This window comes from Mesorhizobium sp. WSM4308 (assembly GCF_002294905.1).
GTDB lineage: Bacteria > Pseudomonadota > Alphaproteobacteria > Rhizobiales > Rhizobiaceae > Mesorhizobium.
This window is the reverse complement of record NZ_NSFW01000020.1, coordinates 12,623-34,477: the sequence shown is the minus strand read 5'-3', so window position 1 is coordinate 34,477 and position 21,855 is coordinate 12,623. Positions and strand designations below refer to the sequence as shown.

Here is a 21,855-nt window from a genome sequence, read left to right as displayed (position 1 = left end):
GTTGCTGTGGTCTTTCTACAACGCAACCCCACAACTATGGAACTGTGTCGGATGCGGCTTGCCCATCGCGGCTCTCCTTTCGACCGCAATGAATCACCACACCGGCAAAACGGGAATCCCGAATCCGGTAAAGGCGACGCGCTTTAGAAAGTTTGCTGGCGCAGAAATTCTGACGGGTTGGTTCGTCCTGGGGAGGGAGCCAGGAGCCGATGCGACGCGTCGGAAAACCCCAGACCCATGCCGTGACCTTGACGCGCTGCGGCCTGTGCAGAACTCCGCTTCCCGTCGCTACGCCCAACGTTGGTGAAGCCATGACGCTTCGAACTCCAGCCCTGCGCAAATAGCAGGGCCGCAAGCGGAAAAGAAAAAACCCGGCGGTTGCCCGCCGGGTCTTCGATCTCGACTTGTCGAAATCTATTAGAACGAGCGCTGGAAGCGGAGGAGACCGCCGACGCTGCTCTTCTTGGTCGCGTTAGTCCAGTTGGAGAAGTCGGCGTCGTCGAACTTGCCTGCATTGAGGTAGTCGACTTCGGCCGTGATCGTCATGCCGGGAACGATGTCGTAGGCGATGTTCGCGGCGACGCCGAGATTCTTCCAATCGTCATACGAAATCTGAGCGTTGAACGAGGTCTTCTCGTTGAACTTGTAGGTGCCACCGCCCCACACTGCCCAGTTGCCGCCCCACTGCTTGAAGTAGCCGCGGCCGCCGGCCGGGAAAGCCCAGGTCGGATCGGAGAGGTTGTCATCGGTGCCGTAGCCGCCCATGACCCACAGCTGCACAGCGTCATTGACGTTGACATCCAAGCGAACCTTGGTGGCAACTTCTTCGTAGTTGCTGTCATAAGCGACGACACCGGTGATCGCGCCCCAGCCCTGCGTCCACTTCACGCCGCCGACAACATTCGGGACGTAGCTGTCGATCGTATTCACGCCCTCGCCTTCTTCGAGCGAGAGGACGGCCGAGAAGCCGTTGCCAGCGTCGAAGTAGTACTGGATGACGTTGGTGTCGAAATCACCATAGGGAACCAGCGTATCCTGGATGACGTTGCCGGCATAGCCGATGAACGTGTTGAAGGCCGATTCGTCCTTACCGACGCGGAGACCACCGAGCTGGATCCAGGCGAAGTTCAGCGAGGTGCTGTTGCCGGCCTCATTGATCTCGTTGGTGAGCGGACCGGCACCGTCAGGGTCAGCACCCAGGTCGGACTGATGGTTGGCGAAGTTCCAGCGGGTTTCGGTGTAGGTCTTCAAGGTACCGAGTTCGGTTTCCTGGCCGGTCCAGGTCTTCAGCGTGAAGCGGGCCTTCTTGAACCAGGTGTCGTTGCTTCCACCATCCTCGTGATCGGCGCTTGTCGCACCGTCGAACGAGCCGATGTCGCCGCCGCCGATGTCGTAACGGACATAGCCGCCGATGCGCAGGCAGGTTTCGGTGCCGGGGATGTAGAAGTAGCCAGCGCCGTAGACGTCGCAGATCTTGACGTATTCAGCGGGTTCCGGCTCGGCGACGACGACGGCGTCGGCGGCGCGCGCACCGGAAACTGCGAGCAGAGCCGCAGCGGAGCCGAGGAGAAGGCTCTTGATGTTCATTTTCTGACCTCCAGTCAAAAGTTAAAAAACGGGTCTGGGTATTCTTTGCTGAAGGACAGCGTTCCCTGCCCCATCCCCACTACCGAAAAAGATGCGCACCGCGCCGCTCCTTCGAATTCGACATTACCCATCGGAGCATCGTGATCAACCGAGATCGTCGCGGGAGTGTCCTTGACCGGCACCTATCCGCCCTGCCTGTTGCAGAAACGTCACGTTTTCGCCTCCTGATAAACAATTTGGTAACGAATTCGCCTTGCTTGGGCGCGGCTTCATGATCTTTGTATGGCGAGAATCGGGCCGCGGCCGAAGGCGTCTGTCGAAAGAGCGTCACAGAGAGAAGCTGGCCAACCGAGAGGCTTTGCAGGAGACGCTCTCTGTAGTGATAGAGAGTGTCCTGCAAACAGGTGGGGCCGAAGATGCGCTTGCCTGCCATGAGGGTGGCATCCGAGTTGGCTGCGGTTATTGTGTCTCAAATAGTTTGCCAGACAGACGCTATGCAGCGAGCATTCAAGCGGGTTGAGGACGACAGGGCCAATTATGCCACCGAATTTGCGGCCGATCTGCTGCAAATCGCGACCGGGCAAGGGAAGCCGCCGGGGGGTTCGACAATAGCTCAAGCAGGTCCTGTGCTCGATCGGCCGACTCGCGTTCGGCGCGCAACTTCGCCGAGTAGCCAATCTACCTGTCGGCGGCATCCAGTGCGCCTGATGAGCCGCAAAATCGGCTTCGGCCTTCCCACGAACAGCCGCTTCCGCTGGAGCTAAATCCAGCATCTCGGTAAGCGCCTCCAAGTGAACACAGCCTCACGTTCTCTCCGTCGCGCAGCCGCACAGCAGCGCTGAGGAAACAGTCAAGCGCTCGCCGCCGCGCCGCGCCGCTCGAGCGCGGTCTTGCGGATGATTTCCGCGATCTCCGGGCTGCTGCTGCACAGCATCTGGAAATCCGCCGAGTGCAGTGACAGGAGTGAGACAGCCGTCGTAGCACTGACGGTCGCCGAACGCGGTTCGCCGCTGATCAGCGCCATCTCGCCGAAGAAGGCACCAGGGCCGAGTTCCACCGGATTCGGCGTCGCGACGCTGACGCGCCCTTCCACGACGAAGAACATCCGATCACCGGGCTCGCCAATGCGGCAGATCATGGCGCCCGCCGGCAGCGTGCGAGCCCTTAATGCGCGCACGATCTCGACCAGCACGGCCGGGCCAAGCTTCTGAAACAACGGCACCGCGGCGACCAATTGCCAATTGCGGACGAAATCACCGCGACGGACTTCTTGATAGAAGCCCGTGGCAAGAATGCCGGCCCAGAGCCCGAAGATGCCGATGCCACTCATCATGACCGCACCGGCGAGGACGCGGCCTGCGAAGCTTTGCGGGATAGTGTCCCCATAGCCGGTGGTGGACAGCGTGACGACCGCCCACCACATTGCTTGGGGGATGCTGCCGAACTTTTCCGGTTGGGTGTCGCGCTCGATGACATAGGCCGCGAGCGCGACAGCGAACAGAACGACGCCGAACAGCGTTGTGACGCCGATCAGATTGCGCGCTTCGTTGGCCAGGACCCTGCCCAGCACCGGGAAGAAGGTCGAGTCGCGCAGCGGTTTCAGCAGCCAGACAGCACAGTAGAGGCTCTGGTCGGGCGTGCCGACGAACAGAAATGCGGCGAGTGGAACGAAGACCGCGAGCACATCGATGGCGATTTTGGGCGTCCTGTCCCGTACGTCTCCCGCCCGGCGCTTGAGGAGCGTCGCGGCCAGTTGCAGGAGATAGGCGCCCCAGATGACGGCGAGCAGAGCGGCCAGAGCCAGTCTGCTTCGTCCGGATATGCCTGGTATCGTGAGCGCAGCCACCGCCAGCAACCCAGGCGCAGCCAGCACCGCGTTGAGCGGCGCGTAAATTCTTAAGAAAGGCAGTACCGACATTCTATGCCCACGAGCGGCTACTACTCTCCAGAATAGGATGCCTTCAAGGCAAGCGCAAAGGTGCTTGCTGTCGCTGCGATGTGCATCACCACGGTGAGCTCAATTGTCCGGGATGGCTTCGTGACCGGTCGTCAACCGACAGGTCACAAGATGCAATGCGGGTCGGCACTGCCAAGCGGTAAATCAAGCCGGGAGGCGCCACATTCGCACACGGCCTGTGCCACGCAGTTCCGTTTCCGCGAGTGGCTCGCAAGCAAAATTTGGCCCAAGCAGTGTGTGAGTTGCATCTGAAATACGAATTTCATCCGGCTCCGCGGACGTTTGAATACGTGCGGCGAGATTAACGGTCTCGCCCCACAGGTCATAGGCAAACCGCCTTTTGCCTATGACGCCCGCGACGATTGGTCCTGAGTGAATTCCAATTCTGAGCCTTAGCCGTCCTCCTGTGAAGCGTTCGCGCTTAACCGCCTTGCGCAGTTCAAGTGCATAGCGCGCGAGGGCTTCAGCATGATCGGATCGCGCGGCCGGCAAGCCGGCGACCACCATGACACAATCGCCGATTGTCTTGATCTTTTCGCAACCGTATCGTTCCGAGAGCCGATCCGCCGCCTTGAAGAAGTAATTCAAAATAGCGAGCGTCGTCACGGCTCCGACGCTCCGCGCTCTTTCCGTAAAACCGACGATGTCGGCAAAAAGCACACTCACCTCTGCGTGATTGTCTGCAATCTGTTCGTCCGCTTTTAACCGCTCCGCGATCGACGCGGGAAGAATGTTGAGGAGCAGGGTTTCGGCACGCTGGTATTCACGCTGCAATCCCTCTTGGCTCTCCCTCAACGCCTCGTTCACCGATTGTAATTTCTCGTTGAGCTGACGCTCCCTCTCTTGCAGGAGCGTCATTTCATAAGCCTTCTGCTGAAGACGCTGCCTATTGTCGCGTTCGACGGTTGCATCGAGAAAGAGCAGCCACACGTAGGCACTGTCAGCAAAAAGATGAAGGTCCGCGACACGCCCGCTGGGCAGTTCGACCATGGCCATATGATATGGAAGCTCCGGGGAAGGCAGCAAACCTTCCATGAATTCAAGCTGATCGGCAACCGGCTGACCAATGCGAAGCGATGAGAGCCCGTAATGTTTGACGTTGCCGCCCTTCGCAGCTACGCAAAGCTCGGCGTCAATTTTCAGATACGCGATAGAGTGCTCGTCGTAAAAAAAATTGTAAATCCAGCTTCCGACTTCTTTTGGCAATCTATGCATGGTCTATCTAGCAACCATCGAAGCAAGTTGACGAAACGCATCGTCAACGTGTTCGCCCGAAAGTGCACTTGTTAGATAGATTTGCCATCCAAGTTGCCTCAGCTCGTTAATATCACCATCTGATATTGCCCACCGATCGGCAAGATCGGATTTGTTGAACAGCAATACAAACGGCATCGTTCCGAATTCGGCCTCGACCCGCTCGCGTAGCGTGAGCGCCGCGGCAAGAGTAGCGGCGCGGGTTCCATCGACGACAAGCACGAGCCCGGTCGCACCTCGCACATGGCTGACGCGGAATGAGCCGATATCGTCTTCGCCGGCCAAATCCCACAAAATCAAATCCACGGTTTTGCCCGGTAGTGCGACGCTCTTCTTGTCGATTTTCACTCCCACCGTGGTCAAGTAGGTTTCTGAAAAGATGCTTTGCACAAACCTGCGGACCAGGCTCGTCTTTCCGACACCGAACCCGCCCAACATGCAGATCTTTTTTTGCAACATCTTGAGCTCCACTAGTCCAAGTTTACCGTAATCGAAACCCGGCGATTGGTGGAGCTCCCAGTTTGACTATTTTCAGGCACCAGCGGCTCAAAGGTGCCCGCGCCCCGAACCAGCAGCAGTTCCGGAGCGACGCCGCGCTTGTTGAGAAGCGCACGAACTGTCTCGGCGCGGGCGGCACTGATCGACGCGTTGGCCGTCTCGCGGCCCGTAGCGTCCGAATGGCCGGTCAACATGAACCGCGCAGTTACGCCTGACTTGTGGGCACTTTCAGCGAATTCCTTTATTTGATCCGCCAATCTGTCGAGAACCGGCGTCTGCTCTGGTCCCGGCACAACTTTGCCGGAATAGAAGAAAATATCGGTCGCCTGGATGGCCGCTCGCAAATCATTAAGTTCTGCAAGGTTCAGCTCATGCAGCTGCGAGATATCCAGAACCACTCCGTCCGCCGAAAGTTGATCGGCGGCGGCCCGCGCCCGGTTGATCCAGTTGGCAGGAGCCTCCCCCACGACAACGATGCGACCCTGGATGATCGAAAGCAGAACCGATTTCGGCGGGGTCAGCGAAGCCTCCAGCCGCTTCACCACGAACTTCGGATCAAGACTTTGATAGAATTGCCACTGTGAATGAACGCGGGCAGGATCGATCTGCGTTCCGTGCAGCAGAGCTTGCGGGTCGGCGGCTAGCGGGTCTCTCAGGCCGGAAATGTAGAAATGTCCGCCCCTCTCTGTTTGCTGGGCGACGATGATTCCCGGTTGGGCCTCAAGTCGCGACACATAGTACTGCCAATGCTCCGCCGCGCGCGCTTCGGGGCTCACATCACGAACCTTGGAGATGTCGAATTCCGGTCCGCCTGCCGAAAGCTGTCGGGCCGCCGCGCGCGCCTGATCTATCCAGGTGTCGGGAGCCTCACCCTCGGCAACGATGCGATCCTTGACGATCGAAAGTCGCACTGTGTCCGGCGGATACAGCGACGCCGTTAGCCGCTTCAACACGAACTCCGGCTCAAGGCTCTGATAGAATCTCCACTGCGAATGAACCCGGGCGGGATCGACCTGTGTTCCCGACAGCAGCGACTGCGGGTCGGCGCCAAGCGGGTCTCTCAGGCCGGCAACATAGAATTGGCCGTCGCGTATGTTTTGCTCGGCAACGATGATGCCTGGCTGGGTCTCCAGTCGCGACACATAGGCCTGCCAGCGCTCCGCCTCGCGTTCTTCGAGGCTTACGTCACGGACCCTGGAGATATCGAACACCGGCCCGCCTGCCGAAAGCTGCTGGGCGGCGGCCTGGGCCCGGCCAATCCAAGCGGCACTCGCCTCACCTTCGGCGACGATGCGATTCTTGACGATCGAAAGTCGCACTGTATCCGGCAGAGCCAGCGACGCCGTCAGCCGCTTCAATACGAACTCCGGCTCAAGGCTCTGATAGAATTTCCACTGCGAATGAACGCGGGCGGGATCGACCTGCGTTCCCGACAGCAGCGACTGCGGGTCAGCGCCAAGCGGGTCTCTCAGGCCGGAAATGTAGAATTGGCCATAACGTACCTTTTGTTCGGCAACGATGATGCCCGGCTGGATCTCCAGTTGCGACACATAAGCCTGCCAGCGCTGCCCGGATTGCCAGGAAAGAAGGAACCAACCGCCTGCCGGAATCAAAAGCAGCAGGACTGCAACCACCACCAGCCACGGAAACCCCTGGTTTGATTCCTCCTGCTTCAGCTCGACGCACGTCTGCAATTGTGCCTCTACGCCGGCCAACTGCGAACTGTCGCCGTCAAACTCCCCTAAAGCCTGTGAGCATTCCTCATGGATGCGGAGCAATACATCGCGAACTATTTCATGCAATTCCTCTGGCGGATTTCCTCGGATCACCGAAACCAAGGTCGCGAACTGTCCGACTTCTGACCAAAGGCGAAGGTCGCCAAAACGGATCGTGTCCAGACTGCTCTGTTCTTTTTCGTTAAATGAGTCCTTCACAAAGTCCTGAATTGCACTAAGCATCGAAGAAATAAGCTGAGGATCCTCGCTCGTTGCATTATCAGCAGCTACATGCGCTATCAGAAGTCCGGAATTTCGGCTAATTAGGAAGACATGTTCCACTCGATATACAAGAGAATGCTTCAGAACAACTTCCGAAAAACTAGCACCTGTTCTCCAAGATTCAAATCTCCACTTGAGACCATGCCAGGTAAATATATGTCTTAAAGTTTCGTTCAGCGACTGAAAGGTCTGGTCGATCTTTTCCCCGATCGACTTGCGAATTGCCGGCAGAAACACCGGGTATAATATGTCCGTCAGCGTGCGCGGGCTCTTCTGGATTGACCGTTGCACAGCTCTTTCGACAGCTGGCGCAAGGGCCTCGCCGAGTTGCACGTGAGGCGCTCGCGCGGCCGCACTGGAAAGAACGTCGCCTACGGCTGCCGCGAGCTGCTCCGGTTCGTCCAGCAGATGCGTGACTCGTGAAAGCTCTGAAATTTCGCGGCTGACCAGCAACTGGCGCAGCGTTTCCATGCGAGGATCGGCGGTTGGAACTCCGTCGAAACGCGCACGATAGTCCGGATCAACGTTCCGGGCAATTTCGATCAAAAGACGAGCCAGAGCCTCGCGATCAATCTCTGTATCGTTCGAGGCTGTTCTTTGCGGTAGGCTGATCGGGTCGACGGTCGACGTCAAGGTCCCATCAACTCGCTTTCCAACTACGGTCCGAATTGCTCTTGCTGCCGACGGGATCCTGATTAAGACATTTTGCAACCTCGACAAACAGGCCAGCCAAAAGATTTCGGTCGGTCTTGACGTTGCTGAGATCGGCAAACATTTTCTCTATCAGCATCTGAACGCCTTCATTCTTCTGCTTGATTTCTTCACGCAGTGAATGATCGTTCCGATTTATCCGGTCCGCAACGTCGCGCTCAAGCGCGCTCAATTGATCCGACAACGCGCGCACCTGCTTTTCAAGCGCCTGGTTTTGCTCGCGAAGATTCCGATCAATTTCCTTGTCGGCATCGGCTCGTGCATCTTTTTCGCTCCGCAATTGCCCCGCAAGCGAATCGACCTGCTTCTTTGCATTTGACTCGTACATGTCGAGATTGCGCTTGGCCTCGGATTCGACATCCTTGAAGCGCTGCAAGACCCGTTCTTCGAGCTTGGAAAAGCGGCGGTCATAGTCCTGCATCTGGTTGCCGAACAGCAGATCACGTATCTTGTCGACACCTACAGCGTCGCCGGGACCCCCGTTTTCGCGAGCCTGGACACCCATGAAGTTCAGACCGTTTCCTTCTGCGTTACCTATCAGATTTCCGTCCGCTTTCTTGTCTGAAGAAGCGGAATTCGAAGATTCCTTTGCCATGCTTTTGCCCTTCCGTTTGAACACCTGCCACAGTGCAAAACCCCATACATAAGAAAGTCGGCATATAAGAAAGTCAGCATGTCAGCAAAATACCCGGCTCGCAAGCGGGTATCGTCTTGACTTGAGCCGATTCGTAAGGCAGCCGCGCGCTGAGTCGCCGGCGCAGGAATGGAAGTTGGTAGCGATGCCATTTCAAGAGCGGCAGCCGCGGCTGGTCGGGGATCAAAGGCGGTAAGCGTAGCCGTCGAAGCAGTGGCGCCCCGCAATCTCTGCGCTCACGGCATCCCGGCGTTCGACCGCAAGGTGATCAACCGAATAACGACGGCGGCAGGTCGCAAGTTTCGCGCTCGAGGAGGCGATCCGATCAAGCTCGTTAAGAACCGCCTCACGACTACGCCACGGGTGTTTGCGCACGCGTTGTGCTTTTCCGGGAACTGCTCAGATGGCTGGCGCGCGCCAGCCGTCTGGCGTCAAGCGTGGCGGATCTCGGTTCCCAACACCTTCAAGCATTCGCGGATGAACGCGGCAAGCGCCGTCCAGCCCTTGGCGGAAACCATCGTCCCGTCCACATAGGCATCGGTGGGTGACAGGTCGATGTAAGTGCCGCCGGCAAGCGTCACCTCCGGCTCGCAAGCCGCGAGAGCCCCAACCTTCTTGCCGCGGACGACGCCATCGACGGCGATCAGAATCTGGACGCCGTGGCAAATCGTGAAGATCGGCTTTTTGGTCTCATGGAAATGGCGCACCATCGCCTGCACGCGCTTGTCGGTACGGATGTATTCCGGCCCGCGCCCGCCTGCGCAGTAGACGGCATGATACTGGTCGAGCTGTCTTTCGGCTTCCGAGAACGTCTTGTTGATCAGCGCGTAGTGACCAAGCTTTTCGGTGTAGGTCTGGTCGCCCTCGAAGTCGTGCAGCGAGGTCTTGATCAGGTCGCCGGCGTTCTTGTCGGGGCATACCACATGAACCGTGTGGCCCACGGCCTCCATCGCCTGCTGATAGACGAAGATCTCGTATTCCTCGGTGAACTCACCGGTAAGCATCAGTATTTTCTTGCCTGGCATGGCTCTTCCTCCTGTTGCGGCTGGGCGAGGTGCGGATCACGCCTCGCCTGTCTTCGAAATCGGATCGGATCGGAATGGCGAATCCGGGAAATACGCGCTCGGCGCGCAGCACCGGTTCGACGGCGCCCGGCACGGCACGAGTGGGCAGCGCGCTTCCTCCCTCTCCGGCGATATTGGCTGCAATGGACATCGGGTCCGACCTTAATCGAAGGCCGGAAGCAAGCGATCGCGCGAATGCTCGATATGGACGCGCATCGCCTCTTGGGCGGCGTCGGGATCGGCCGCGCCGAATGCGGCGAGGATCGCCTCGTGTTCGTCGAGCGCTTCCTCGGTCACGCGGGCATGATACATTAGGCGGAAGATATGGAAGTGGGCATGCTGGTGGCTCAACGTCTGCCGAATGAGTTCGTTTTGCGAAAACTCCATGATCCTGTCGTGGAAGATCGCGTCCTGCCGGGCGAAATTCGAATAACGCAGGCGATCGTCCTTGCCTTCGCGCCGTGACATCACGCCAGCCGCTTCCAGCAAAATGTTGAGCTTGGCTTCATCCATGGCAGCGGCGGCTTTCGCCGCGGCATGCGGCTCAAGCAGAAGGCGCATCTCGTACAATTCGTCGAACCGGCGGCGTGTGATTTGCGGCGCCGCGCGATAGCCGATCAGGTGCGTCTTGAGCACCAGGCCTTCGCCTTCGAGGCGGCCGAGCGCCTCGCGGATGGGCGTGTGCGAGACGTTGAATTCCTTGACCAGGCTGTCGACGGTGATGCGCGAACCCGGCGCGATCTTCAGCGACATCAGCTGCGCGAAGATCGCTTCATAGACATCCTCGACCAGGCTGTTGGAGCGCTGGATGCGACCGCCGCCGGCGGCCGTTTCGGTCGTGTCGATTGGGTTCGCGGCCTGCATCTTTTTACCTATTGACAGTGTGGACCGCTAACACGATGCTCCAACGGATGCAATCCTATATCCTATACGATTTTGAGGCGAATATGCTTTTCGTGCCGTTACATGGTGCTGCAGAATGTCCCTGGCGCCGTTGCGGACAGATGGCGGATCCGTCGCGACAACCCATCCCAGTTCAGGCGCCGCCAAAGGACAAAAGATCATCATGAGCCTCTTCGCCGCCCTCCGGCTTCCGCGTGAAATCCTTTTCGGTAACGGCCAACGCCATGCGCTGCCGACGGTCGCCAGCAGGTTCGGCCGGCGCGCCCTGGTCTGTACAGACGAGCGTTTCGCCGGCACGGCGGTGTTCGCGGAAATTGTCAAATCGCTCAAGGCCGCCTCGATCGAGGTGCTGGTGCATGACCGCGTGCTTCCCGACGTGCCACGCGACAGCCTCGGCATTTGCGTCGACGAGGCCGCGAAATTCCAGCCTGAGATGGTGATCAGCATCGGCGGCGGCAGCTGCCTCGATTTCGCCAAATGCGCCGGCCTGCTGCTCAGCCATGGCGGCAAGCTTCAGGACTACTATGGGGAGTTCAAGGTGCCCGGCCCGACGCTGCCGCTGATCGCCGTGCCCACCACCGCGGGAACCGGCTCCGAAGTGACGCCCGTCGCGGTGATCTCCGATCCGGACCGGACGCTGAAGGTCGGCATATCGAGCCCCTATCTGATCGCGGCGGTTGCCTTGTGCGACCCCGAACTGACGATGACCTGCCCCCCTGCCCTGACCGCGATAGCCGGCGCCGATGCCTTGACCCATGCGATCGAGGCTTTCACCGCGAAGCGGCGCGGCGAGGACCCCAGCCTGGCGCAACAGCATGTCTTCATCGGCAAGACCGCGCTGACCGACCATTTCGCCCTGCTGGCCATAAAACTGCTGGGCCGCAGCCTGGAGAAAGCCTGCACCGACGGCACCGATGCCGATGCGCGCGCCGATGTGATGATGGGCGCGCTGGCGGCGGGCTGCGCATTCGGCACCGCCGGCACCGCGGCGGCGCATGCCGTGCAATATCCCGCGGGCGCCCTCACCCACACGGCGCACGGATTGGGCGTCGCGACGATGATGCCCTACGTCATGACCTACAACAGCCGCGTGGTCGCCGCCGAAATGGCCGAGATCGGCGCAGCGCTTGGCCTTGAGGCCAAGGGGCGGAGCACCGGGGAGATGGCGGACGCCACAATCGAGGAAATCCGACGGCTATTCATTGCGACCGGCATCACGCCGACGCTGGCCGATCTCGGCCTTCCCGCCGACAAGCTCGACTGGACCGCCGATCAGGCGCTCGGCATCGATCGCCTGATCAAGAACAACCCGCGCCCCTTCGATCTCACCACCATGCGACGCCTGGTCCAGGCCGCCCATGACGGCGACCTCGCAGCCTGCGCCATGTAATCCACGGAACAAGACCATGAACCTTCCTCCCAATGCGCTGTGGATCGACCAGGACGACTATGATGTTCGCGGCTTTTCGCACGGACTCTACATCGACGGCAGATGGCGACCATCTTCCGACGGCCGGGTCATCGACGTCGTCGATCCTGCGTCGGGATCCGTCATTGCAGCGGTTCCCGACGCGACGCTCGAGGATGCCTTGGCAGCCGTCGATGCGGCGGCCAAGGCGGCGACGGCATGGCGGGGGACAGCGCCACGCAAGCGCTCGGAAATCCTCAGGCGCTGTTTCGAACTCATGGTCGAGCGATCGGAAACGCTCGCCATGCTGATCTCGCTGGAGAACGGCAAGGCTCTGCGCGACGCGCGCGGCGAGGTTGCGTACGCCGCCGAGTTCTTCCGCTGGAACGCGGAAGAAGCGGTTCGCATCACCGGCGAGTTCGGCACCGCGCCGTCCGGCACCAACCGCATCGTCGTCGACTATGAGCCGATCGGCATCTGCGTGCTGATCACGCCCTGGAATTTTCCGGCCGCGATGGCGACACGAAAAATAGCGCCGGCATTGGCGGCCGGTTGCACGGTGATCCTGAAGCCGGCCAGCGAGACGCCGCTGACGGCCTATGCGCTGGCCGCGCTCTACAGCGAGGCCGGCGTTCCGGCCGGCGTCGTCAACGTGCTCACCACGACCAGTCCCGGTCCGCTGACCTCGGCCATGCTGGCCGATCCGCGCGTCAGGAAGCTCTCTTTCACCGGCTCGACAGGCGTCGGACGAACCTTGCTTGGCGAAGCCGCCAAGCATGTGGTCTCCTGCTCGATGGAACTCGGCGGCAATGCACCATTCGTCGTTTTCGACGATGCCGACCTCGATGCCGCGCTCGACGGCGCCATGATCGCGAAGATGCGCAATGCCGGCGAGGCCTGTACAGCCGCCAACCGCATCTATGTTCAGTCGGGCATCCATGACGCGTTCGCCGACGGCCTTCGCAAACGCATGGCAGCTCTCAAGGTCGGACCAGGCATGAGTGCGGATACCGAGTGCGGGCCGATGATCACCAGAAAGGCGGTCGACAAGATCGACCGCCTGGTCAAGGACGCCGTGGGCCGGGGAGCCAAGGTGCTTTGCGGCGGCTCTATCCCGGAAGAGGAAGGCTTCTTTTATCCGCCGACGGTCCTGTCGCAGGTTCCGTCCGATGCCGACATGGCGCATGAGGAGATCTTCGGGCCGGTAGCGCCCATCACGCGATTCGAGACCGAGGCCGAAGCCATCATGCACGCCAACAACACGGAATACGGCCTTGCCGCCTATATCTATACGCGCGATGTCGGCCGAGGATTGCGGGTGGCATCGCGGATCGAAGCCGGCATGATCGGCCTCAATCGGGGGCTGATGTCGGATCCCGCGGCCCCCTTCGGCGGCGTCAAGCAGAGCGGCCTGGGTCGCGAGGGCGGCCAGCACCACGGCATCGCCGAGTTCATGGAGGCGAAGTATATCGCCGTTACCTTCTGATCGGGCAGCCATGCAGAAAGACCCCTTCCGCACCCGCGACCACGTTGCCGACTTTGATGACATCGTGGCCGATATCGTGGCGCGCAGCGACACGACCCGGGCGACGCTGCCCATGGTGGCTGATGTCGCCTATGGCAACGGCGAGGCCGAGAGGCTCGACCTGTTCTTTCCGCCGGGCGAGCGTCAGAATCTTCCCGTTCATATTTTCATCCACGGCGGCTACTGGCGCATGTTTTCAAGGGGTGACTATTCCTATGTGGCGAACACAGTCACCCAAGCCGGTGCGATCGCGGTCATCGTCGATTATGCGCTGATGCCCGAGTTCAGGATGGCGGCGATCGTGGAGCAGGTCCGGCGCGCCAAACAATGGGTGCTGGACAACATCGTCGACCATGGCGGCGATCCAGGCCGGATCAGCGTCAGCGGCCATTCGGCTGGCGCGCACCTGGCCACATTCCTATTTGAAAAGGCCCCAATGCCGTCACGCATCCACGCAGCGCTGCTGCTGGGTGGCCTCTACGACCTGAAGCCCCTGCAGAAATCCTTCCTCGAGCCGTTGATCGGCATCACCGACGAGGAGGCAGCTGCCTTCACGCCAATGACGCGGCAGCATGACCCGAAGACGGCAGTGACCATTCTCGTCGGGGACCAGGAAACGCCCCCTTTTCACCAGCAGGCGGCCGCCTTCGGAACGCTCCTGCGCGCGCAGGGGCACGGTGTCCGCGACCTTTGCCTGAATGACCGGAACCATATGACGAGCGTACGGGATCTGGGCATCATCGGTACGCAAGCTGGCGATTGCCTGATGCAGACGATTGAAACGACCCTCTTCTAGAGGCAATGCCGAGCCGACCCGAATGAGGAGGTCGCAGTGTGATGTGCACCGCTCGGTGGGCAGTTGCGCAACCTCGGGACTTGGCTCTATTGCGCGACCAGGCGACTCGCCTAGCGAAACAGCTTTGCTCTCATTGGCCATTCAGCGGATTCGATTTGCTTGGTGATCCCTCACCCTTAGGGCAAACTCCCTGCCGGGGCTGCAGGAGGTGAAATGAGAGCACGCGCAGCAACGCTCGGGGATCTCGAGGATGTGTTTCATGGCCTGTCCAAGCGGATGTCGGAGGAGTACGCGGCGGCCGGCAAGGACAGCAAGATCGCCTACGACAATCTGATGATGAATCTGAAGGAAGGCCGGGCGCACGCGCTGGTGGAGGGCGAGAAGGCCGTGGCGATCATCGCCTGGCATGAGAACAGCGACGCCGCCGATACGCTGTTTGCCGCGCAGGAGGACTTTTTCCGCGCCTCGACCGTGCGCTTCTGCAAGCGACATATCAGGCACATCCAGGCGCTCGCCGGCAACCTTCCCATCCATTCGCGCAGCTGGCTGCAGGGGCCTGACGTCGCCCGATGGTTCGGCATTATCGGCTATGCCGAGCGCGGTCAGGAGAACGGCGCCAACCTGTTTGAGCTGCCGCCGGCCCGCGCCAGCTAAGGAACCCGGCTGGTGGCATGTGTTCCTCCTTGCCGCAAACGCCGAGCATACCGCGCCATCGCCCGCGCAAATTCGTCGATGCGGGTCCCCCTTCGGTTCCAAGCGGTTTAACTCGGTGGCCTTGCGAATTGCACTCTCGGCCGCCTTGGACTGCCTCAGCAAGCGGCTTGCACGGGGCGACGATTGGCGGGATGTTACTGGGGGCAACCGGGGCCAAACCGGCAGGCCGAGATCGATGTGGCTGCTGGAAAATGTCGCGAGCCTGCTTCGCCTTTCTTACCTTTGTTGTCTTGCTGGCGCCGGTAGAGGCAAGCGAGCGCATGTCTCATCTGCTTGACCGCTCCAACCTGCCGATCTCCTATCTTCGCGAATCGGATCTTGTGACCGCATACACGACTGCAATGGCGCGCTTCCGTCTGCAGTTCTCAGGACGTGCCGGCGAAACCAATCTTGCGGTCTCTCTCGAACCATTGTTTTTGCGGGCGGAATTCCGTGCGCGGACCTGGCGCTCGGCGGACGGCAGCTTGTTGCAAGGCTTCGCCGGCAAGGGCGGCTTCCGATTGACTATCGGTAACTGCCTGGCGCGTATCTGCGCTGCCAGCGAATGCAGCGATGCCGGTTGGCCGGTCTACGCCTGCAGCGACGGACGCAAGCGCAAGATGTCCGTCACGGATTTTGTGACGGCAAGCTTCGATGGCGTGCCCTATCGTCGATTGAGCGCCTCCCCTTCACAGGAATGAGGGCGCGAGGTGCCCACCATCCTATAGAGGCAGGCGTTCAGCAAGGGCGGTGTTCCTTTCCCGCACCGCGAACGCCTTCCCAGTCGACAATTGCCCGCCTCACGCAGCGCTGCGACTCCCCGCCGCAGTCGCGCAGGACGTTGCGGCGCTGAAATTGACGCGCGGCATCATCTTTTTCCCGCGAACATGGTCCAAATAGAATAGGATGGTGGGGCGCCATCCAAACGCGGACACGTGTTGCATTCGACCCAGGCGGCCGGAAAATCGGTGACAAGCACCGCCGGAACGTGTTGAAGGTGACGGTCGACACAGAGAGGGACGTGCGATCGGGTTGCACTCGGCAAGTGTTGATGGTTTGTTGCCGGTCTGCGGAGAACGAGTGATGCGAGAATCGATCGGTCAAGACGAATATGGGTCGGCGAACCCTTTCGATCCGGACGACCTGCCCAATCTGAATGCGATCGGACCAGGGATCGGCAACAATGATTTCGAGAAATACGCGGTCGCCGTGATCATCGTGTTCGGCGCCCTGATCATCGGCGGGCTGATGGCCGCGTCGTTGACCTTCGGCCATCGCAACGGGTTCCTCTTCGCGCTCGGCGGCGCCACCTCGGCATGGATCTCCGGAAACGCGCTTCTGCTTGACCGGCCGCGCATCTACGCGCTGTTCGTCGGCATCGCCGCCCTGATGCTGATCGCATCGACCATCACGCTGGTTACCTGACGGTCCTTGCCGGGTCGCGACCCTGTCCAAGCACCCACCCCGGCATCAATATCCGAGCGCCTCGCCAGAGGCCGCCCGGCTGTCGATGGCGCCATTGTAGCGCGCGCCGCCGCCCTTCCCGATCTCCGCCAGGCTCTTGCCACCAACGAGAATGCCGGCCGCCTGCCCCCAGGTCTGGTCACTCAGATCGAGGTGGTAGCCCATGCCGGCCAGCAGTCTTTCGGTGTCCGGCGACAGGCCGAACGGCTCGACATAGACTTTATCGGGCAGCCATTGATGGTGGATGCGCGGTGCGTCGATCGCCTCCTGGATGTTCATGCCGTGGTCGATGACGTTGACGATCGCTTCCAGCGTGATGGTGATGATGCGCGAGCCGCCTGGGCTGCCGATGACCATGAACGGCTTGCCGTCCTTGGCCACGATGGTCGGGCTCATCGATGACAGCGGCGTCTTCTTCGGCTGAATGGCATTGGCCTCGCCCTGGACCAACCCATAGAGGTTGGGCACGCCCGGCTTCTGGGTGAAATCGTCCATCTCGTTGTTGAGCAAGATGCCGGTGCCGCCCGCGACGACGCCGGCCCCGAAGGAGCCGTTCAGCGTGTAGGTGACGGCCACCGCGTTGCCGTCCTTGTCGATGATGGAATAGTGTGTCGTCTCCTTCGACTCGCCAAAACCCTTCGGCATCAGGTCCTGCGACACGCCGGCCCGGAATGGGTCGATCTTGTCGCGGATGTCCTTGGCGTAGCTCTTGTCCAGCAATTTCGAGACCGGATTGTCGACGAAATCAGGATCGCCGAGCGCGGAGTTGCGGTCGACATAGGCATGGCGCATCGCCTCGACCATGACATGCACGGTCTCGGCCGAGCCGGCGCCGAGATAGGACAACGGGTAGCCTTCCAGCACGTTGAGGATTTCGCAGATGATGACGCCACCGGAGCTTGGCGGCGGCGAGGAAGTGATCTCATAGCCGCGATAGGAGCAGGTGACCGGTTTCAGTTCACGCACCGCATATTGCTCGAAGTCCTGCTTGGCCAGGATGCCGCCCCTGGCGCCGCTCGCCTTGACGATGGCGTCAGCGATGGCGCCCTTGTAGAAGGCGTCGGGGCCTTTCTCGGATATCGCCGAGAGCGAGCCAGCAAGATCCGGTTGGGTGAGCCGCTCGCCAATGCCATAGGGCTTGCCATCGGGTTTCAGGAAGGCGGCGGCCGCCGCCGGGTCCTTCGCCAACCTTTCAGCGTTGCCGGCGAACGAGGCGGCATCGCCCTGATTGAGGATGAAACCGTCCTTGGCATAGGCGATCGCCGGCGCCATCAGCTCTTGTCTTGACAGTGTGCCATATTTTTCGCGCGCTATTTCGAAACCGGCCACCGAGCCCGGCACGCCGACGGCGAGATAACCGTCGAGGCTGGCGCCCTTCACCGGGTTGCCATCCTTGTCGAGATACATGGTCTTGGACGCGGCCAGCGGCGCGCGCTCGCGAAAATCGAGGAAGGTCGATTTGCCATCGGCGAAACGGATGGTCATAAAGCCGCCGCCGCCAATGTTGCCGGCATTGGGGTAGACGACGGCCAGCGCATAGCCGACAGCGACCGCCGCATCGACGGCATTGCCGCCCTTCGTCAAGACCTCGACGCCGATTTCCGACGCCAGATGCTGGGCCGTCACTACCATGCCGTGCTCGCCCTTGGCAGGTGCTGGCGACGCGGCAAAGACGCTCGTCAATGGCGCCAGCGCGAAGGTGATGGAAAGACTGGCGGCGATCAGTGTCCGACGGGTGAGGTGCATGGCGGGTTCTCCTGGCGGGGAAGCCTAGAAGAGCCCGTCGCGGCGGCCGAGTCCACCACCAACGGTGGGCCAGGCGGATCAATTCAGATGACAGGCGTGTCAGACAATTCCGCCCGAGCCGCCGACAACAGCCGGGCGTTCGGCCGCGACCTTGGCGCGGTAGCCCGCCGCCCGGTAGGTGGCGACCGGATCGATGGCGCCCCCGGTTTTCAGCCGCGCCATGGCGAGGATCGGCTCGACATCGGTGCGGTAGGCCGCCTTCAGCGTCTGCGTCGCCATCAGCGCGTCATTGCCGTCCTGAAAACCTTCCAGCGCCTTGCGGTCGACCAGCAGCGCCTGCGCATAGGCGCGCTGCACCTCGACCGCCGACAACATCAGGCTTTCGATCGGATCGGTGACGTTGTGGCTCTGGTCGAGCATGTGGGCGGGATCGAAACCCCCGGCGCCGGACAGTTCGGCATCGACCAGTTCGTTGAAGACCAGGAACAGCCGGTAAGGATCGATCGAACCGGCGTCGAGATCGTCGTCGCCATATTTCGAATCGTTGAAGTGGAAGCCGCCGAGTTTCTTGAACTGGATCAGCCGCGACACGATCATCTCGATGTTGACGTTGGGCGCGTGGTGGCCGAGGTCGACCAGGCAGAAAGCCTTGTCGCCCAGTTCCTTGGCGATAAGGTAATTGGTGCCCCAGTCCTGCACGACCGTGGAATAGAAGGCCGGCTCGTACATCTTGTGTTCGGTGAACAGTTTCCAGTCGGCGGGCAGCCCGGCATAAATCTCCTTCATGGCGTCGAGGTAGCGCTCGAAGGCTTTGGCGAAATTGACCTGGCCCGGAAAATTCGAGCCGTCGCCGATCCACACCGTCAGTGCCTTGGAGCCGAGCGTCTTGCCGATCTCGATGCATTCGAGATTGTGCTCCACCGCCTGCCGGCGGGTGCCGGCGTCGGCGTGCGACAGCGAACCGAATTTGTAGGAGAGTTTCTGGTCCCTGGCGTCGGAGAATGTGTTGGAATTCATGGCATCGAAGCCGAGGCCGAAGCGCGAGGCCGCCTGCTTCAGCCGGTTCGGGTCAGCCTTGTCCCATGGAATGTGCAACGAGACGGTCGGCGTCGCCTGCGTCAGCTGGCTGATGACGGCACAATCCTCGATCTTGTCGAAGATATCGCGCGGCTCGCCGGCGCCGGGAAAGCGGGCAAAGCGCGTGCCGCCGGTGCCGACGCCCCAGGAGGGGATGGCAACCGCAAATTTCTCGACCTTGTCGCGGATGGCGTCGATGACGATGCCGCGGCGGTCGAGACGTTCGCCGAGCGAGGCGTAGTCGCGCTCGAGGTCGGGCTTGAGCGCGGTGTTATCTTTTTCGACGATTTCGGCGGAAATGATGGTTTCGGACAAGTGCTGGTTCCTCCCAAGAATGTGTTCGGCTGGCGCCGCCCCTCATCCGCCCTTCGGGCACCTTCTCCCCCGTAAACGGGGGAGAAAGGAAGCGCTCCAAATCAGCGCGTAAAGCTCTGCGCGTTGCCGGCGTCGACGTTGATGATATTGCCGGTCGACTTGGCCGACATGTCGGAAGCGAAGAAGTAGATCGCCTCGGCGATGTCTTCCGGGAAGACCGAGCGCTTCAACATCGAGCGCGAGCGGTAATGCTCTTCGAGGTCGTCCGTAGACATCTTGTAGGCGGCGGCGCGCTGTTCTTTCCACTCGCCGGTCCAGATCTTCGAGCCGCGCAGCACGGCGTCCGGATTGACGACATTGACCCTGATCTGCGCTTCCGCGCCCTCCAGGGCGAGACACCGGGCGAGATGGATTTCGGCGGCCTTGGCCGTGCAATAGGCGGCAGCGTTGGGCGAGGCGGCAAGACCGTTCTTGGAGGCGACGAAGACGACATTGCCGCCGATCTTCTGCACCCGGAACAGCCGGAACGCTTCCCGCGAGACCAGGAAATAGCCGGTCGACAAGATGTCCATGTTCTTGTTCCACAGCGCCAGCGACGTCTCCTCGATCGGCGCCGAGGAGGCGAGACCCGCGTTGGAGACCAGAATGTCGATGCCGCCGAACTCGACCGCCGTCTCGGCAAAGCCCGAGACCACCTGGTCTTCCGCGGTCACGTTGATCACCACCGGGCGGATGAAATCCTTGCCATAGGCCCTCGCCAGTTCCTCATTGGCGCTGGCCAGTGCAGCCTCATCGATGTCGGCCAGCACCACGCAGGCGCCTTCGCGCAGCAGGCGGTTGGCGGTCGCCCGGCCAATGCCGCCGGCACCGCCGGTGACCAGCGCGATCTGGCCGGCGAGTGACTTCGGCTTCGGCATGCGCTGCAGCTTCAGATCCTCGAGCAGCCAGTATTCGATGTCGAAGGCTTCCTGGGCGGGCAGGCCGACATAGGACGAAACGGTCGAGGCGCCGCGCATGACGTTGATGGCGTTGACGTAGAATTCGCCGGAAATTCGCGCCGTCGCCTTGTCGCCGGCGAAGGTGAACATGCCGACGCCGGGCATCAGATAGACCACGGCGTTGGGATCGCGGATGGCAGGCGAGTCGGGATGCTTGCAGCTGTCGTAATAGGCCTGGTAGCCGACGCGGTATTCGGCGATGTCGTCGGCTAGGCGCGCAATGACCGCATCGACATCGGGCTTTGCCGGATCGAACTCAATGACCAGCGGGCGAATCTTGGTTCGCAGGAAATGGTCCGGGCAAGAAGTGCCGAGTGCCGCCAGCGGGCGCAAATCCCTGGAGTTGACGAATTCGAGCACGGCGGCGGAATCGTCGAAATGGCCGAGCTTGTGGCTCTTTTCCGAGATCAGGCCGCGGATTTTCGGCATCAGTTTCGCCGCGATGGCGCGGCGGGTAGCGGCATCGAGCGACTTGACCACTTCGCCGCCGAAGATGGCGAGGCCCTCGGAGCGGCGTTCGAACCACTCGATCGCCTGGTTGATCACCGAAATCGTCGTCTCGTAGCATTCCTTGGGCGTGTCGCCCCAAGTGAACAGGCCGTGGCTTTCGAGGATGACGCCCTTGGCGGCGGGATGTTCGAGGCAGAATTTCTCCAGCCAAAGGCCGAGTTCGAAGCCCGGCCGCTTCCATGGCAGCCAGCCGATGGCGTCGCCGAAGATCTCCTTGGTCAGCGCTTCGGAATCCTTCGCCGCGGCAATGGCGATGATGGCATCGGGATGCATGTGGTCGACGAAAGGCTTCGGCACATAGGCGTGCAGCGGCGTGTCGATCGAGGCCGCGCGCGGATTGAGGTTGAAGGTGCAGTGGGGCAGATATCCCACCATCTCGTCCTCATGCTCGACGCCGCGATAAAGGCCTTTCAGCGCGCGCAATTTGTCCATGTAGAGGGTGGCAAAACCGTCGAGCTTGATCGAGGCGCTGTCGCCGCCCGAACCCTTGACCCACAGCACTTCGACGTTCTCGCCGCTGAGCGGATCCTTCTGCCATATCTTGGAGGAGGTGTTGCCGCCGCCATAGTTGGTGACGCGCTTGTCGGAACCCAGCGTGTTCGAGCGATAGACCAGAAGCTCGGGATCGCTCATCCCCTTGGCCTTCGCATCGTCCCACAAATTGGCAAGGCGCGAGCCGGAGTGCTTGTCGAGCATAGGTTATCCTCCCTGGGACGCA

18 protein-coding genes are annotated in these 21,855 nt (G+C 61.0%); 6 read left to right on the top strand and 12 right to left on the bottom strand.

Annotated features, from left to right (window positions below):
* Positions 1-417: 417 nt before the first annotated feature.
* From CK227_RS29755 to CK227_RS29720, 9 genes are all read right to left on the bottom strand, one after another.
* A complete protein-coding gene (locus tag CK227_RS29755; protein WP_095775231.1) occupies positions 418-1,587 on the bottom strand; it encodes a porin in 1,170 nt (389 codons plus the stop codon).
* An 850-nt stretch (positions 1,588-2,437) separates the two neighbouring features.
* Entirely contained in the window at positions 2,438-3,505 is a 1,068-nt protein-coding gene (locus tag CK227_RS29750; protein WP_095775230.1) for a cyclic nucleotide-gated potassium channel, read from the bottom strand.
* Between the two features lie 183 nt (positions 3,506-3,688).
* On the bottom strand, positions 3,689-4,759 hold the full coding sequence (locus CK227_RS29745; RefSeq protein ID WP_095775229.1) for an adenylate/guanylate cyclase domain-containing protein: 1,071 nt from the start codon (positions 4,757-4,759) through the stop codon (positions 3,689-3,691).
* Between the two features lie 3 nt (positions 4,760-4,762).
* Positions 4,763-5,257: a Rab family GTPase gene (locus CK227_RS29740; protein WP_095775314.1), complete on the bottom strand. Its 495-nt coding sequence runs from the start codon at positions 5,255-5,257 to the stop codon at positions 4,763-4,765.
* Positions 5,258-5,268: 11 nt separating this feature from the next.
* The gene (locus tag CK227_RS29735) at positions 5,269-7,926 is read right to left on the bottom strand and encodes an OmpA family protein (protein ID WP_095775228.1); all 2,658 of its coding nucleotides are present in this window, start codon (positions 7,924-7,926) and stop codon (positions 5,269-5,271) included.
* 7 nt (positions 7,927-7,933) lie between these two features.
* The gene (locus CK227_RS29730; RefSeq protein ID WP_095775313.1) at positions 7,934-8,599 is read right to left on the bottom strand and encodes a hypothetical protein; all 666 of its coding nucleotides are present in this window, start codon (positions 8,597-8,599) and stop codon (positions 7,934-7,936) included.
* A 470-nt stretch (positions 8,600-9,069) separates the two neighbouring features.
* Positions 9,070-9,663 (bottom strand): DJ-1/PfpI family protein, encoded by a 594-nt coding sequence (locus tag CK227_RS29725; RefSeq protein ID WP_095775227.1) that lies wholly within the window; start codon positions 9,661-9,663, stop codon positions 9,070-9,072.
* Positions 9,629-9,853 (bottom strand): hypothetical protein, encoded by a 225-nt coding sequence (locus tag CK227_RS36425; RefSeq protein ID WP_142887685.1) that lies wholly within the window; start codon positions 9,851-9,853, stop codon positions 9,629-9,631. The genes CK227_RS29725 and CK227_RS36425 overlap by 35 nt, the downstream gene beginning before the upstream one ends.
* A gap of 11 nt (positions 9,854-9,864) precedes the next feature.
* Complete coding sequence (locus CK227_RS29720) at positions 9,865-10,566, bottom strand: GntR family transcriptional regulator (RefSeq protein ID WP_095775226.1); 702 nt, start codon at positions 10,564-10,566, stop codon at positions 9,865-9,867.
* 202 nt (positions 10,567-10,768) lie between these two features.
* Between CK227_RS29720 and CK227_RS29715 the strand changes: the two genes are divergently transcribed.
* From CK227_RS29715 to CK227_RS29690, 6 genes are all read left to right on the top strand, one after another.
* On the top strand, positions 10,769-11,995 hold the full coding sequence (locus CK227_RS29715) for an iron-containing alcohol dehydrogenase (protein WP_095775312.1): 1,227 nt from the start codon (positions 10,769-10,771) through the stop codon (positions 11,993-11,995).
* Positions 11,996-12,011: 16 nt separating this feature from the next.
* Entirely contained in the window at positions 12,012-13,499 is a 1,488-nt protein-coding gene (locus CK227_RS29710) for an NAD-dependent succinate-semialdehyde dehydrogenase (RefSeq protein WP_095775225.1), read from the top strand.
* 10 nt (positions 13,500-13,509) lie between these two features.
* Positions 13,510-14,334, top strand: coding sequence for an alpha/beta hydrolase (locus CK227_RS29705; RefSeq protein ID WP_095775224.1), 825 nt, complete (start codon positions 13,510-13,512; stop codon positions 14,332-14,334).
* Between the two features lie 213 nt (positions 14,335-14,547).
* A complete protein-coding gene (locus tag CK227_RS29700; RefSeq protein WP_095775223.1) occupies positions 14,548-14,988 on the top strand; it encodes a hypothetical protein in 441 nt (146 codons plus the stop codon).
* Between the two features lie 320 nt (positions 14,989-15,308).
* Positions 15,309-15,728 carry a hypothetical protein gene (locus CK227_RS29695; protein WP_245433497.1) on the top strand — a complete coding sequence of 140 codons (420 nt, stop codon included), beginning with the start codon at positions 15,309-15,311 and terminating at the stop codon, positions 15,726-15,728.
* Between the two features lie 382 nt (positions 15,729-16,110).
* Complete coding sequence (locus CK227_RS29690; RefSeq protein ID WP_095775222.1) at positions 16,111-16,452, top strand: hypothetical protein; 342 nt, start codon at positions 16,111-16,113, stop codon at positions 16,450-16,452.
* A 45-nt stretch (positions 16,453-16,497) separates the two neighbouring features.
* On the opposite strand, the gene ggt is transcribed toward CK227_RS29690, so the two are convergent.
* The 3 genes from ggt to CK227_RS29675 form a co-directional block, all read right to left on the bottom strand.
* Positions 16,498-18,237, bottom strand: a complete 1,740-nt coding sequence (ggt, locus tag CK227_RS29685) for a gamma-glutamyltransferase (protein WP_095775221.1) — start codon at positions 18,235-18,237, stop codon at positions 16,498-16,500.
* 99 nt (positions 18,238-18,336) lie between these two features.
* A complete protein-coding gene (gene rhaI, locus CK227_RS29680; RefSeq protein ID WP_095775220.1) occupies positions 18,337-19,629 on the bottom strand; it encodes an L-rhamnose catabolism isomerase in 1,293 nt (430 codons plus the stop codon).
* Between the two features lie 101 nt (positions 19,630-19,730).
* Entirely contained in the window at positions 19,731-21,833 is a 2,103-nt protein-coding gene (locus CK227_RS29675) for a bifunctional rhamnulose-1-phosphate aldolase/short-chain dehydrogenase (RefSeq protein ID WP_095775219.1), read from the bottom strand.
* Positions 21,834-21,855: the final 22 nt, after the last annotated feature.